Below are 12331 nucleotides of genomic sequence, written 5' to 3'. Positions count from 1 at the left end.
CGGCCCACAACCCATGAGTCTGCGACGCTTCATCGCCAAACGCGTTCTGCTCATCTTCCCCATACTGTTCGGTGTCTCGGTCATCACGTTCGCGCTCGTCCAGATCACGCCGGGTGATCCCATCGACGTGGTCGTCGCGCTGAATCCCGACATCTCGCCGGCCGAGGAGGCGCGGCTCCGCGCCAGATACGGCCTGAACGAACCGATATGGGTGCAGTACTTCGAGTGGCTCGGCGGCGTCCTACAGGGGGACTTCGGTCGGGTCATTAGCACCGACCGCGCCGTCAGCACCGTCATCGTGAACCGCCTCCCCGAGACGGTCGCGCTGGGCCTGTTCGGCTGGGTGTTCGCGGTCGTCATCGCCGTTCCGACCGGCATCTACGCCGCGGTGCGGAAGGACAAGCTGGGCGACCACGTCAGTCGCTTCGTCGCGCTGTCGGGCATCTCGATTCCGAACTTCTGGCTGGGGCTGATGCTCATCCTCATCGGCGCGCTGACGCTCAACCTCTGGCCCGTGCTCGCCCCGCGAAAGCCGCTCTACTCCCCGGAGATGCTGTGGTATCTCCTCCTGCCGGGCATCACCATCGGCACCGCCTCGGCGTCGACGCTGATGCGCATCATGCGCTCGTCGATGGCCGAGGAGATGAACAAGGAGTACGTCACCGCCGCGCGAGCGAAGGGGCTGCCCGAGCGGACGGTCGTCCTGAAACACGTCCTGCGGAACTCGCTCATCTCGGTGACCACCGTCGCCGCCTTCCTGACCGCGAGCATCGTCTCGGGGTCGGTCGTCGTCGAGACGGTGTTCGGCTGGCCGGGACTGGGACGCTCGCTCATCAGCGCCGTCTCGAACCGAGAGATCGACCTCATCCTGGGGATCACCCTGTTCATCGGGGTCGCCATCATCCTGGCGAACCTGGTGGCCGACATCCTCTATGCGGTACTGGACCCGCGGATACGATACGACTAACTATGTCTACAGAACGAGGACGCATCCGAGTCTCCGGATTCGACACCGACCGAGTGACCGAACGAGAGGAGTTATCAGACTGGTCCGAGGCGACGACCGGCGGGACCGAGAGCCGCTGGCGACGAGCGCTGCGGCGCTTCCGACAGAACCGGGTCGCCATGCTCGGCGTCTACGTCGTCGTGGCGATGTCCCTGCTGTCGCTGTTCGCCCGTCCGGTCGTCGTCGCGGGTATCCCCGTCCAGCCGTTCTCGCTGGCTCCCTACGACCCGGGACAGATCCTGTACCTCGAACCCGGCTCGACCGTCGGCCGGTACGACCCGCCGACGCTCGCGCACCCGATGGGGACCGACGCCTCCGGTCGGGACCTGTTCTCGCGGGTGCTGGTCGGCGGCCGGTACAGTCTCTCCATCGGCTTCGTCGTCGTCGGCATCACGGCCACCATCGGCATGATATACGGGGCCGTCGCCGGCTACTACGGCGGCTGGGTGGACGAGATACTGATGCGCTTCGTCGACGTCATCTTCGCCTTCCCCGGCCTCGTGCTGGCGCTGGTCATCGTCGCCCTGCTCGGCGGCGGCTACTGGCAGCTGGTCATCGCCTTCGTCGTCCCGGGGTGGGCCGGCTACGCCCGCCTCATCCGCGGCGAGATCCTCTCCGTGAAGGAGAACGAGTACGTCCTGGCGGCGCGGGCGCTCGGCGCGCGCGACCGCTCGGTCATCTTCAGACACATCGTTCCGAACGCCATCGCGCCGCTCATCGTGCAGGCGTCGCTCTCCATCGGGACCGTCGTCATCGGCGTGGCGGCGCTCGGTTTCCTCGGACTGGGCTTCGAACCGGGCACCCCCGAGTGGGGGACGATGCTCGACCAGACCCGAGAGACCCTCGTGCAGGGTCCCGGCGGCTCTATCCCCTGGTGGGCGACGGTGTTCCCCGGCGGGGCCATCTTCCTGTTCGTGATGGCGATGAACATGATCGGCGACGGCGTCAACGACGCGTTGGACGCCCAGGAAGTCGACAGCGTCCAGCAGGGAGGCGGCGGATGACCCTGCTGGAGGTCAACGACCTCACGGTGAACTTCTACACCGAGGAGGGGGTCGTGACCGCCGTCGACGACCTCTCCTACCGCATCGAGAGCGGCGAGACGTTCGGCGTAGTCGGCGAGAGCGGGGCCGGCAAGTCGGTCACCGCCCTCTCGCTGATGCGCCTCATCGAGAGCCCGGGCCGCATCGAGAGCGGCGAGATTCTCTTCCGGGGCGAGGACCTCTTGGAGATGAGCGACTCGGAGATCCGGGACGTGCGCGGCAACGAGATCGCCATGATATTCCAGGACGCACAGACCGCGCTCAACCCGGTCTACAGCGTCGGCGACCAGATCGCCGAGGCGATCCGCCACCACCTCGACTACGGCGACGGCGAGGCCCGCGAGCGGACCGTCAAACTGCTGGACCGCGTCGGCATCCCCGACGCCGAGAGCCGCTACGACGATTACCCCCACGAGTTCTCCGGCGGGATGCAACAGCGGGCGGTCATCGCGATGGCGCTGTCCTGCGACCCGGACCTGCTCATCGCCGACGAACCGACGACGGCGCTCGACGTGACGACGGAGGCGAAGATTCTGGACGAGATTCAGGACCTCGCCGAGGAGTTCGACGCGGCCATCCAGCTCATCACCCACGACCTCGGCGTCGTGGCGAAGATCTGCGAGCGCGTGATGGTGATGTACGCGGGCCGGCCCGTCGAGAAGGCGAGCGTCGAGGACCTCTACTACGACCCGAAACACCCCTACACGGTCGGCCTGATGAGTTCGATCCCACGCATCGGCGACGAGCGCGATCGGCTCCAGACCATCCCCGGGACGATGCCGGACCTCGTGGACGTGCCGCCGGGGTGTTCGTTCCACCCGCGGTGTCCCTACGCCGAGGAGTCCTGCGCGCGGAAGGAGCCGCCGCTGGTGAACCCCGAGACGGGCAAGTCGGCGACGATAGCGGACGAGCGGGCCGCCGCGTGTCTCGCCTACACCGGCGACTTAGACGGCGAACTCGACTACGAGGTGACCGTCGAGGGCGAGGATCTCGACCGAATCGAGGAGGAACAGGATGTCCAGTGACGACCCCATCCTCCGCGTCGAGGGGCTGAAGAAGTACTACGACTCCAGCAGCGGCTTCATCGACTCCTTACTCGGCGACGAACAGAAGGTGAAGGCCGTCGACGGCGTCGACCTCGAACTCCGCGAGGGGGAGACCCTCGGCGTCGTCGGCGAGAGCGGCTGCGGGAAGACGACGCTCGGCCGCGCTATCCTGCGGTTAACCGAGCCGACCGACGGGTCCGTGTACTACCGCGGCGACGACCTGACCGAGATGGGCTCCGGAGAGCTCCGAGACCTCCGGAAGGACTTACAGTACATCTTCCAGGACCCGTTCGCCAGCCTCAACCCCCGACTGACCGTCGGCGACATCATCGGCGAACCGCTCGACATCCACGATATCGCCGAGGGGGAGGCGCGCGAACAGCGCATCTACGACTTATTGGAGACGGTGGGGCTGAACTCCAGTCACTCCCATCGCTACCCTCACGAGTTCTCCGGCGGCCAACGCCAGCGTATCGGCATCGCCCGGGCGCTGGCGGTCGACCCGGAAGTCATCATTTGCGACGAGCCCGTCTCGGCGCTTGACGTCTCCGTGCAGGCCCAGATCCTCAACCTCTTAGAGGAGCTACAGGAGGAGTACGGCCTCTCGTACGTCTTCATCGCCCACGACCTGAGCGTCGTCGAGCACATCTCCGACCGCATCGCGGTGATGTATCTCGGCGAACTCGCCGAGGTCGGGACGACCCAGGAGGTGTTCGACCCGCCGTATCACCCCTACACGGAGGCGCTGCTGTCGGCGGTGCCGGAACCGGACCCGCTGTGGGAGGGCGAGCAGATCTTCCTCCCCGGGACGGTCCCGTCGCCGCTGGATCCACCTTCCGGCTGCCGGTTCCACACGCGCTGTCCGAAGGTCATCCAACCGGCGGAGTACGACCTCGAACAGGAGGTGTGGCGCTCGGTGATGGACCTGAAACTACGGGCGGCCGACGCCGACGACGTCGACTCGGTGACGGCCGTGACGGAGGGCGAGGAAGACGACCCGACGCGGGCCTCGCGGGCCGAACTGGGGCGGTTGGTCCGCGCGGAGTTCGGTCTGCCGGAGCGACTGGCCGACCCCGACGCCGAAGAAGCGGTCTCGCTCGGCATCGACAAACTCCACGACGACGGCGTCGAGGCCGCGGCCGACCACCTCGACGCGGCGTTCACCTCGCCCTGCGAGACGACCCACCCCGACCAGATCCCGACCGGCGACAGCCACCGAATCGCGTGTCTGCTGTACGACGACGAGTACCGCGACCGCGGCGAGGACGGCGCGGCCGGCGGCGCGTACGCCGACGACTGACCGACGGAGGCTTTCACCGCACAGCACCTATCATCCCGTACCCCAATGCGACGCATCTACGACTCCCACGCGCTCAAGCGCGACGACGACGATTCGTTCGCCCCGCGCGAGCGCCGCGGCGACGACGCGACTCCGGCCGCGATGCGCTCGGTCCCCGGCGAGGCGCTGAGCCGCCTTCTCGTCCCCGAGTGGCTCCGCAACCGCGCGCTCGGCGTCGCCGTCGAGACGCCCCAGTCGACCTACGTCGCAGGGGAGGACGTCCCGGTTCGCGTGACGCTGACGAACGCGTTTCCGATTCCCATCACGGTTCGGACGCCCACGCCGCGGCTGTGGACGTGGGACGTAGACGGCCATCCCGAAGCGTCGAAGGTGCCCGACGACCTCCCCGAAGAAGAGCGCCTCTTCTCGTTCGACCGCGGCGAGCGAAAGCGGTTCACCCGCCGGTGGCCGCAGTTGTTCAAGGTCAGCGAGACGGAGTGGGAGCCGGTCGGCCCCGGCGAGTACACTATCGGCGCGTCGCTCGACCTCCCCGACGCGGCCGAGAAAGGGCTGGCCGCCGAGACGACGGTCCGCATCGAGGAAGCATGACGGTACGGACGTTTCGCCGTCGCGCCGAGAGGGGTACTCATGTCTGAGGGGGCGTCGCCGCTTTCGCGACTCCGCGATCCCGAGCACACCGGCGAGAACCGCTGTCTCCCGTGTACCGCCGTCAACCTCGTCATCGCCGCCGCGCTGTCGGGACTCGCGGCGTTGGTCGCGGTCGAACTCGCCGCCGTCGTCGCCGTCGCCGCCGCGGCGGCCATCGCCCTGCGGGGCTACCTCGTGCCGGGGACGCCGCGTCTCACGAAGCGGTACCTCCCCGAGCGCGTTCTGCGGGCGTTCGGGAAAGACGCCACGCCCGCCGAACCCGACGACTTCGATACCCTGGAGAAAGTCAGGAACCACCGGGAGAACGCCGTCGACGCCGACATCTTTCTGACCGAGGAGGGGATCGTCACCGGCGACGGCGGGGACCGCCAACTCACCGACGGGTTCGCCGCCGCCGTCGACGACCGACTGGACGCCGACGGGGGGAGTGTCGACCTGCGCGACCCGCTTGCGAGCGCGTTCGAAGTCGAACCCGACGAGGTGTCCGTCGAGGGCGGCGACCACCCGTCCGTGACCGTCGGCAACCGCATCCGCGAGTGGCCCTCGCAGAGCGCGTTCAGAGTCGACGTGGCCGCTCACGAGGCGTTGACCGAGTGGACCGACCGCTGGTGGGACGTGCCGCTCGAACAGCGGGTGAACATGCTGGAGACGATCCGCTCTCACTGGCCGGCGTGTCCGGCCTGCGGCGGGCGGGTCGAGGGAGCCAGCGACGTCCAGACCTCCTGCTGTGGCGTCCACGAGGTGCTCGCCGTGGCCTGCGTCGACTGCGGGGAACGACTCGCGGAGCTCGATCCGACGACCCATTCCGGTCGCCTCGTGAGCTAACGACGGCGGTTCGCGTATCGTCCCTCGTCAGCGTCCCGAAGAGAACGCCTGTCGATAGTCGACCGCCGGGCACTCGCCGCCGGGGCCGCCCGTCGGTCGTGACTGTCGCACTTTCGGCGTCGTAGCTTGCGGAACCAAGTGGCAATTTCTTCCGTCAATCGGGGGAGGAGAGCGGAACGATCATGTTATTTGATAGCACTTTTCATATAACGTACTCCAACTTGCTTGCAGTTCCAGCCCCAATCGGTATTGACCGCGCGGGGAACCAGTCAGTGCGGTCTTGCGGGCCAACTACTATGACTAACGGAAACCAGGACCGGACGCCCGAACAGGGCGACGGGCACGACAGTGGAATCACGGGCGACCAGAACCGACGTTCGGTGCTCAAGACGCTCACCGCCGCCGGACTCGCGGGAGCCGGCATCACGGGTGCCACCGGCTCGGCCGCCGCGAACAACGGCAAGGGTCGCGGCGACGGGCCACCGGAGGGAGTCGGTGACGCGCTCGAAGAGATAGAGATAGAAACCACCGTTCACGCCGAGGAAGACGGCGCCAACTTCGAGGCGGGCGACGAACTGGGGACGTTCTCCGGCGTCCTCGAAGTCAGCGAGGCGGAGGTCGTCGACCCCGTCGACCTCGCCGGAAGCGACGGCGACGCCCTGACCGCGGTCGACCTCACCGAAGGGAAACTGGAGGGGACGTTCGACTCGTCCGTCGCCGGTCTCCCGAGCGGCGAGGTCGAGCGGTCGTGGTCGGGCTCACCGCTTTTGCAAATTCTGGACATTCTCAGTCCGAGCGACAGCGGCGACTGCCCGGTCTTGGACCTCGAGCTCGGGCCGCTGTTCCTCGACCTCCTCGGTCTGGAAGTGTCGCTCTCCGAGATCACGCTCGATCTCACCGCCGTGGCCGGCTCCGGAAACCTGCTCGGGAACCTGCTCTGTGCCGTCGCAGGGCTCCTGGACCCGTAGTCCGGAGACTGATCCCGCTTTTTTCGACGACGACGGGATGCTCTCGCGGACCTCGACTAACTTCTCAGTGAATCGTTCTGTACCGGCGCGACGCGCGGCTGCGGGAGTAGCCAAACTTTCAAGCCGACAGCCGCTGCCGGAAACAGTATGCCAAAGCGCATTCTCGTCCCCGTGGACGGGTCAGATCAGGCCAGCGCGGCCGCGACGTTCGTCGCCGAGAACTACCCGGACGCGGCCGTCGTCTTCCTCCACGTCATCAACCCGGCCGAGGCGGGCTACAGCGCGCAGGCCTCGGTGCCGTCCTTCTCCGAGGAGTGGTACCAACGGAAGAAATCGGCGGCCGAGACGCTGTTCGACGACCTCGAAGCCGAAGCCCGCGAGAACGGCGTCGAGGCGGTAGAGCGCGTCCTGGAGGTCGGCCGCCCGACCCAGACCATCGTCGAGTACGCCGAGGACCACGACGTCGACCAGATCGTGATGGGCAGTCACGGCCGGTCGGGCGTCTCGCGGATTCTCCTCGGGAGCGTCGCCGAGACGGTCGTCCGGCGGGCGTCGGTGCCCGTGACCGTCATCCGCTGACGGCGCGACCGCGAGGACTGCCGCGATTACGCGTGAGAAATCACGGCCGCCCTGCCGCGATTACGCGTGCCGCACGATGTGGACGTCGTACTGCGGATCCTCGGAGACCGGTGCGCCGACGCTCGACACGGGACTGGAGACGCGGCCCGCGTTCTCGCTGCCGATGAACACGATGGAGGCCTCCACCTCGTTCGCCACCGAGCGGATCGTGCGGACCACGTCCGTCGTGACCGACGCCATCTCGCTGACGGCTTCGGGGACCTCGTAGCGGAACTCGGCGTCGGGAGCTACCTCTGCGACCCGGTCGCGGAGGCGGTCGGCGATGGTCTCGGGATCGAAGGGGTCGTCGGCGCTGAGCCAGCCGCGTTCCAACGCGTAGTCCGGTTCGTCGGGAACGACCGCGAGTACCAGTACGTTCTCGTCGGTGTACCCCGCGAACTCCGTCGCGCGTTCGAGGGCCGCTTCCGAGAGGTCCGAACCGTCGTAAGGGACGAGCAACGTCATGGTCGGGGCTTCGCCGGAGAGTGTTAAAAAAGATAGTCCCGTCTCGCTTTCAGGCGCTTCTCAGAAGATGTTCGCCTGCTGGTAGACGCTGATACCGTCCATCGTGATCTCGTAGGGCTTGGTCTCCCGAGAGTGGTTGGCGTTGCGTATCTTCTGGATCTCGACGGCCAGTCGCGTCTCTCGCGTTTCGGAACGGACGTACTGGAGGACGAAGACGGCGTCGGTGAGATACTCGATGATGCCGTGGCGGGAAGCGTAGGGGTTGTCCTCGCTGGCCTCGGAGGTGAGCATCGTCGTCACGCCGGCGGCCTTCAGCGAGCGGGTGAAGTCGAACACTTCGGTGCGGCGTTTCGCGGGGTTATCGTACATCATCTCCAGCAGCGAGACGGAGTCGAGCACCAGTCGGTCGGCGTCGAAGTCCTCGACGAGGTCCGGCAGCTCCCCGCGGATGTTGTCGAGGCTGTTTGCCATCTCGACGGGGTCTAAGTCGACCACCGCCAGTTGGTCGTTCGCCTCGTACTCGTCGAAGTCCCACCCGCGGTCGTTCGCGGTGTCCATGATGGCCGAGTGGGATTGTTCGAGCGTGATGAACACGCAGTTCTCGCCCCGTTCGAGCCCGTGATGGAGGAACTGCAACCCGAACGTGGTCTTGCCGGTCCCCGCCGACCCGACGGTGACGATGAGATGGCGTTCGGGAATCCCGCCCTGTATCATCCGGTCGAGTCCGTCGATGCCGACGTCGATGCGCGGGATGTCGGAGTCGAGGTCCTCGTCCTCGAACTCGCCGTCGCTCCCGCCGCCGTCCGGGCCGGACGCCGAATCGAAGGCGCTGGCGAAGTCGTCGTCGAACAGGCCGCCGCTATCGTCGTCGGACGCTCCGAACGGGTCGTCGTCGGACGCTCCACCGAACGGATCCGCATCGGTGTCGCCGAACGGGCCGTCTCCGCTATCCTCGAACGGACTGTCTTCGCCGTCGCCGGAGCGTGCGGCGTCGGATTCGGACGACTCGGTATCGGCGTCCCCTTCGACGGCGCTCTCGAACCAGTCGTCGTCCCCCTCCTCGTCGCTCATCGCGCCGACCACCGGCCACGGACGCAGGCCATGGAATCCGATTTGTTCCCGGACGGATATAACCTTGCCGTCGTGGAGGGTTTATATCCGCCCGGCGGAAACCCACGGGCAATGACCGTCGGTATCGTCGCCCAGCGGGACAACGACCGGGCGATGTCGCTTGCGAGTGAGCTGGCCGACCGCCTCGCGGACGCGGACGCGTCGGTGGCCGTAGACGAGACGACGGGCGAGGCGCTCGTCGACCACGACGCGTGGCGGGCGGCCCGACCGACCAGCAGGCCGGTCGAGGCGATGCGCGACTGCGACCTCGTCGTCAGCATCGGCGGCGACGGGACGTTCCTCTACGCCGCCCGCGGCGCGGGGTCGACGCCGCTGATGGGCGTCAACCTCGGCGAGGTCGGCTTTCTGAACGCCCTGGCTCCCGAGGAGGCCGTCGAGACGGTCGTCGCGGAGGTCGAACACATCCAGAAAACCGGGAGCGCTCGCACCCGGGCGATGCCGCGCCTGCGGGCCAGCGGTCCCGACTGGGAACTCTCGCCGGCGCTCAACGAGGTCGTCGTCCAGGGGACCCACCGCGGGAGCGGCGGCGGCGGCGAGTTCGAGGTGCGCGTCGACGGGGCGCTGTACACTAGCGGGCACGCGGACGGGGTGCTGGTGGCGACGCCGACGGGATCGACGGCGTACAACCTGAGCGAGGGCGGCCCGCTCGTCCACCCCGACGTTCCCGCCCTCGTCGTCACGGGGATGGCCCCGGACGACGGGATGCCGCCGCTGGCGGTGAGCGCCGACAGCGACGTCTCGGTGGAACTGACGGACGCCGAAAGCGGCGTCGTCGTGAGCGACGGGCGAGTGCGCCAAGAGATCTCGCCGCCGGAACGGGTGTCGCTGACGCGAGCGAGCGAACCCATCCGGCTGGCCGGGCCACCGCTCGATTTCTTCACCGCGCTCGGAAAGCTGGCCTAGCGGCGGCCGACGGCGTACAGCACCGGTGCGAGCGCCAGCAAGACGATGCCGACGATCTTGTACTGAAACGCCGTCCCCAGGAAGCTACCGGCGTTCGGTTCCAGCATCCCCGTGGGGAGGATGAGCAACAGCGCACCGATACTGATGGTGTGGACGCCGAGCACGCGGAGCGACCGCATGGGCAAGATGCCGAGGATACCGACGACGAACCCGAAGAGTAGCACGTCGCCGACGGTGTAGTTAAGCAGGAAACTGTCGACGAGTTGCAGCGGTGGCGCGAGCATTCCTGTTCCGAATTTCGCCGTGACGCAATCTTTAAAGTTCCGTTACGCGACCGTTCCTCGGCGTGTTCCCCGAGTCGTCTCCGGCCGCGAGCGGTGCCGAACGGCCACTAGTACTTATATGAGGGGGAACGGCAATTAGGCAGTACCGTGTCAGAGTCCACTGCGGACGCGACCGTCCTCGTCGTCGACGACGAAGCGGAGGTCGCAGACGTCTACGCGTTGCGGCTCCGCAACCGCTACCAGACGGAGACTGCCTACGGGGGGCAGGCGGCGCTCGATCGCATCGACGACGACATCGATGTCGTGTTGCTGGACCGACGGATGCCGGACGTCGCTGGCGACGAAGTGCTCGCGGAGATCCGCGAGCGAGACGTCTCGGCTCGCGTCATCATGATAACCGCGGTCGATCCGGACTTCGATATCATCGACCTGCCGTTCGACGACTATCTCTGTAAGCCCGTCGAGAAGGAGGCGCTCGTCGCGGCCATCGACCAGCAGCTGGCCGCTCATCGCTACGACGACCGACTCGCGGAGTATCTCGAACTCACGTCGAAGCTCACGCTCCTGGAAGGGGAGAAACAGCCCCAGGCGCTCGAAGGGGACGAGCGCGTCGACGCGCTCCAGCGGCGGGTCAACCGACTGAAAACGGAGATGGACGACGCCCTCGTCGAGTTCGAGGACACCGGTACCGCGTTCGAACAGACCGGACGGGGATCGGAGTGACGAGCGCCGGCGCTACCGCGACTACGTATCGAGAGGCGTGAAGACGAGGTAGCCGCTACTCGCGCCGTCGACCGTGCGCAGCCGAAACGAGACGGGACCGCTCGGTGTCTCGGCGGTGACGACCGTGTCTACGTCTCCCGCGGCGGCCGTCTCGGCATCGAGCGTCTCGATACCCGCGACCGGCAGGGTCTCCGAGAGCGGCGTCCCTTCCAGTCGGTCGGGCGGCACGTCGAATCGCTCGCCGAAGGCGCGGTTCGCGGCGCGGACGACGAGCCCGTGGCCCGTCTCGGCGTAGTACAACACCGGGTCGGGGTGACCGTCGAAGAGGTCGGTCGGTTCCGGCCCGTCGGACACCGACGGGGAGACGTCGACCGTCATCGTCTCGTCGGTCGTCCCCAGGTCGTCGTCGGACTGTAGCAGATGAGCGAGACCACCGAGACCGCCGCCCAGCGCGACACCCAGGCCGAGCGAGACCTGTCGGCTTATCGGGAGGTCGACGAGGCCGTCGGCGGCCAGCATGAGCGCCGCGAGCGCGACGGCACCGGCGGCGATCCAGACGACGATGCCGCCGACGCTACGCAGCCGTTCCGTACCTCCCGTCTCCTCGTCCGCTCCTTCGACCATCGTTCACGCTCTCGTCGGGCGAGGGGTTACGTTTTTCGAGAGCGACCGAGACGCGCCGATACGACGGGACCGCGTCTCGAGAGCGGTTCGACCTCACTCGGCGTTCTCGGCCAGTAACCTGTTCCGGATGTAGTCGTCGATGGCGTCGCGCATCGCCGGCATGGCGTCGTCGTTCCGCGTCGCGTTCCGGAGCGTGATGCCGTCGAGCGCGCTCATGAGGAACTGCGCGGTGCGGTCGGGGTCTACGTCCGCGAACACTCCCTTCTCGACTCCTTCCTCGACGAGCGCCGCGATACGGTCGGCGAATCGCCGGTCCGTCTCCGTGAACTTCGCTCGGTACTCCGGGTTCCGAACCGCCTGTGCGCGGAGTTCGACGTAGGCTTCCAGGAACTCCTCCTCGGCCGGGATCTCCTCGCAGAAGTCGTACGCGCCGAGGACGATGCCGAAGAACGTCTTCAGATCCGCCTCCGGGTCGCCCGTTCTCTCCAACTGGAAGACGCGGTCGAACTCTTCGAGGATGAACTCCAGAAAGGAGAGCAACAGGTCGTCTTTCCCGTCGAAGTGGTGGTAGAACGTCGACTTGCTGAGGTCGGCTTCATCGGCGATGCGCTGGATGGAAAGGCCCGCGTATCCGTGTTCCTGTAGCGCGTAGAACGTCGCACGCATGATCGCCTCGTGCGAGTCCACCGGTTCGCCGGTGAACGGCATCTCGTCGGTCATCCCGACCGAATATTCGTTCGGTAATGA

Annotated in this window: 15 protein-coding genes; 10 read left to right on the top strand and 5 right to left on the bottom strand. The window is 67.1% G+C overall.

Features of this window, described 5'->3' with window-relative positions; all coding sequences use genetic code 11:
• Positions 1-13: 13 nt before the first annotated feature.
• The 8 genes from EGH23_RS09010 (at position 14) to EGH23_RS08975 (ending at position 7415) form a co-directional block, all read left to right on the top strand.
• On the top strand, positions 14-967 hold the full coding sequence (locus EGH23_RS09010; RefSeq protein WP_220579665.1) for an ABC transporter permease: 954 nt from the start codon (positions 14-16) through the stop codon (positions 965-967).
• Positions 968-969: 2 nt separating this feature from the next.
• Positions 970-2010 (top strand): ABC transporter permease, encoded by a 1041-nt coding sequence (locus EGH23_RS09005; protein ID WP_220579664.1) that lies wholly within the window; start codon positions 970-972, stop codon positions 2008-2010.
• Entirely contained in the window at positions 2007-3074 is a 1068-nt protein-coding gene (locus EGH23_RS09000; RefSeq protein WP_220579663.1) for an ABC transporter ATP-binding protein, read from the top strand. Before EGH23_RS09005 ends, EGH23_RS09000 begins: the two co-directional genes overlap by 4 nt.
• The gene (locus EGH23_RS08995) at positions 3064-4395 is read left to right on the top strand and encodes an ABC transporter ATP-binding protein (RefSeq protein WP_220579662.1); all 1332 of its coding nucleotides are present in this window, start codon (positions 3064-3066) and stop codon (positions 4393-4395) included. The genes EGH23_RS09000 and EGH23_RS08995 overlap by 11 nt, the downstream gene beginning before the upstream one ends.
• Positions 4396-4440: 45 nt before the next feature.
• A complete protein-coding gene (locus EGH23_RS08990) occupies positions 4441-4983 on the top strand; it encodes a DUF7974 family protein (RefSeq protein WP_220579661.1) in 543 nt (180 codons plus the stop codon).
• 39 nt (positions 4984-5022) lie between these two features.
• Positions 5023-5868 (top strand): DUF8054 domain-containing protein, encoded by an 846-nt coding sequence (locus EGH23_RS08985; protein WP_220579660.1) that lies wholly within the window; start codon positions 5023-5025, stop codon positions 5866-5868.
• Between the two features lie 296 nt (positions 5869-6164).
• Positions 6165-6836 carry a hypothetical protein gene (locus tag EGH23_RS08980; RefSeq protein WP_220579857.1) on the top strand — a complete coding sequence of 224 codons (672 nt, stop codon included), beginning with the start codon at positions 6165-6167 and terminating at the stop codon, positions 6834-6836.
• Between the two features lie 147 nt (positions 6837-6983).
• Entirely contained in the window at positions 6984-7415 is a 432-nt protein-coding gene (locus EGH23_RS08975) for a universal stress protein (protein ID WP_220579659.1), read from the top strand.
• 60 nt (positions 7416-7475) lie between these two features.
• Here EGH23_RS08975 and EGH23_RS08970 read toward each other — a convergent pair whose 3' ends face one another.
• On the bottom strand, positions 7476-7919 hold the full coding sequence (locus EGH23_RS08970) for a universal stress protein (RefSeq protein WP_220579658.1): 444 nt from the start codon (positions 7917-7919) through the stop codon (positions 7476-7478).
• 60 nt (positions 7920-7979) lie between these two features.
• On the bottom strand, positions 7980-8990 hold the full coding sequence (locus EGH23_RS08965) for a KaiC domain-containing protein (RefSeq protein ID WP_220579657.1): 1011 nt from the start codon (positions 8988-8990) through the stop codon (positions 7980-7982).
• Positions 8991-9101: 111 nt separating this feature from the next.
• On the opposite strand from EGH23_RS08965, the gene EGH23_RS08960 reads away from it, so the two are divergent.
• Positions 9102-9953: an NAD(+)/NADH kinase gene (locus EGH23_RS08960; RefSeq protein ID WP_220579656.1), complete on the top strand. Its 852-nt coding sequence runs from the start codon at positions 9102-9104 to the stop codon at positions 9951-9953.
• Here the strand turns inward: EGH23_RS08960 and EGH23_RS08955 are convergent.
• Positions 9950-10237, bottom strand: a complete 288-nt coding sequence (locus EGH23_RS08955) for a DUF8006 family protein (RefSeq protein WP_220579655.1) — start codon at positions 10235-10237, stop codon at positions 9950-9952. The two genes, EGH23_RS08960 and EGH23_RS08955, sit on opposite strands and share 4 nt — an antisense overlap.
• A 147-nt stretch (positions 10238-10384) precedes the next feature.
• On the opposite strand from EGH23_RS08955, the gene EGH23_RS08950 reads away from it, so the two are divergent.
• A complete protein-coding gene (locus EGH23_RS08950; RefSeq protein ID WP_220579654.1) occupies positions 10385-10960 on the top strand; it encodes a response regulator in 576 nt (191 codons plus the stop codon).
• Positions 10961-10981: 21 nt separating this feature from the next.
• Here the strand turns inward: EGH23_RS08950 and EGH23_RS08945 are convergent, their stop codons facing one another.
• Entirely contained in the window at positions 10982-11584 is a 603-nt protein-coding gene (locus tag EGH23_RS08945) for a PAS domain-containing protein (protein ID WP_236044714.1), read from the bottom strand.
• Between the two features lie 93 nt (positions 11585-11677).
• On the bottom strand, positions 11678-12304 hold the full coding sequence (locus EGH23_RS08940) for a TetR/AcrR family transcriptional regulator (protein ID WP_220579653.1): 627 nt from the start codon (positions 12302-12304) through the stop codon (positions 11678-11680).
• Positions 12305-12331 lie beyond the last annotated feature (27 nt).

It is taken from the genome of Haloarcula nitratireducens (assembly GCF_019599505.1).
The sequence above is the reverse complement of the archived record's forward strand: the minus strand, read 5'-3'. Positions and strand labels throughout refer to the sequence as shown.

Excerpts from the sequence above, each read along its gene's own strand:
- EGH23_RS08975 (WP_220579659.1), top strand. The coding sequence starts at position 6,984 with ATGCCAAAGCGCATTCTCGTCCCCGTGGACGGGTCAGATCAGGCCAGC.
- EGH23_RS08945 (WP_236044714.1), bottom strand. The coding sequence starts at position 11,584 with ATGGTCGAAGGAGCGGACGAGGAGACGGGAGGTACGGAACGGCTGCGT.
- EGH23_RS08970 (WP_220579658.1), bottom strand. The coding sequence starts at position 7,919 with ATGACGTTGCTCGTCCCTTACGACGGTTCGGACCTCTCGGAAGCGGCC.
- EGH23_RS08980 (WP_220579857.1), top strand. The coding sequence starts at position 6,165 with ATGACTAACGGAAACCAGGACCGGACGCCCGAACAGGGCGACGGGCAC.
- EGH23_RS08965 (WP_220579657.1), bottom strand. The coding sequence starts at position 8,990 with ATGAGCGACGAGGAGGGGGACGACGACTGGTTCGAGAGCGCCGTCGAA.
- EGH23_RS08995 (WP_220579662.1), top strand. The coding sequence starts at position 3,064 with ATGTCCAGTGACGACCCCATCCTCCGCGTCGAGGGGCTGAAGAAGTAC.
- EGH23_RS08985 (WP_220579660.1), top strand. The coding sequence starts at position 5,023 with ATGTCTGAGGGGGCGTCGCCGCTTTCGCGACTCCGCGATCCCGAGCAC.
- EGH23_RS08960 (WP_220579656.1), top strand. The coding sequence starts at position 9,102 with ATGACCGTCGGTATCGTCGCCCAGCGGGACAACGACCGGGCGATGTCG.
- EGH23_RS09000 (WP_220579663.1), top strand. The coding sequence starts at position 2,007 with ATGACCCTGCTGGAGGTCAACGACCTCACGGTGAACTTCTACACCGAG.
- EGH23_RS09005 (WP_220579664.1), top strand. The coding sequence starts at position 970 with ATGTCTACAGAACGAGGACGCATCCGAGTCTCCGGATTCGACACCGAC.
- EGH23_RS08940 (WP_220579653.1), bottom strand. The coding sequence starts at position 12,304 with ATGACCGACGAGATGCCGTTCACCGGCGAACCGGTGGACTCGCACGAG.
- EGH23_RS08990 (WP_220579661.1), top strand. The coding sequence starts at position 4,441 with ATGCGACGCATCTACGACTCCCACGCGCTCAAGCGCGACGACGACGAT.
- EGH23_RS09010 (WP_220579665.1), top strand. The coding sequence starts at position 14 with ATGAGTCTGCGACGCTTCATCGCCAAACGCGTTCTGCTCATCTTCCCC.
- EGH23_RS08955 (WP_220579655.1), bottom strand. The coding sequence starts at position 10,237 with ATGCTCGCGCCACCGCTGCAACTCGTCGACAGTTTCCTGCTTAACTAC.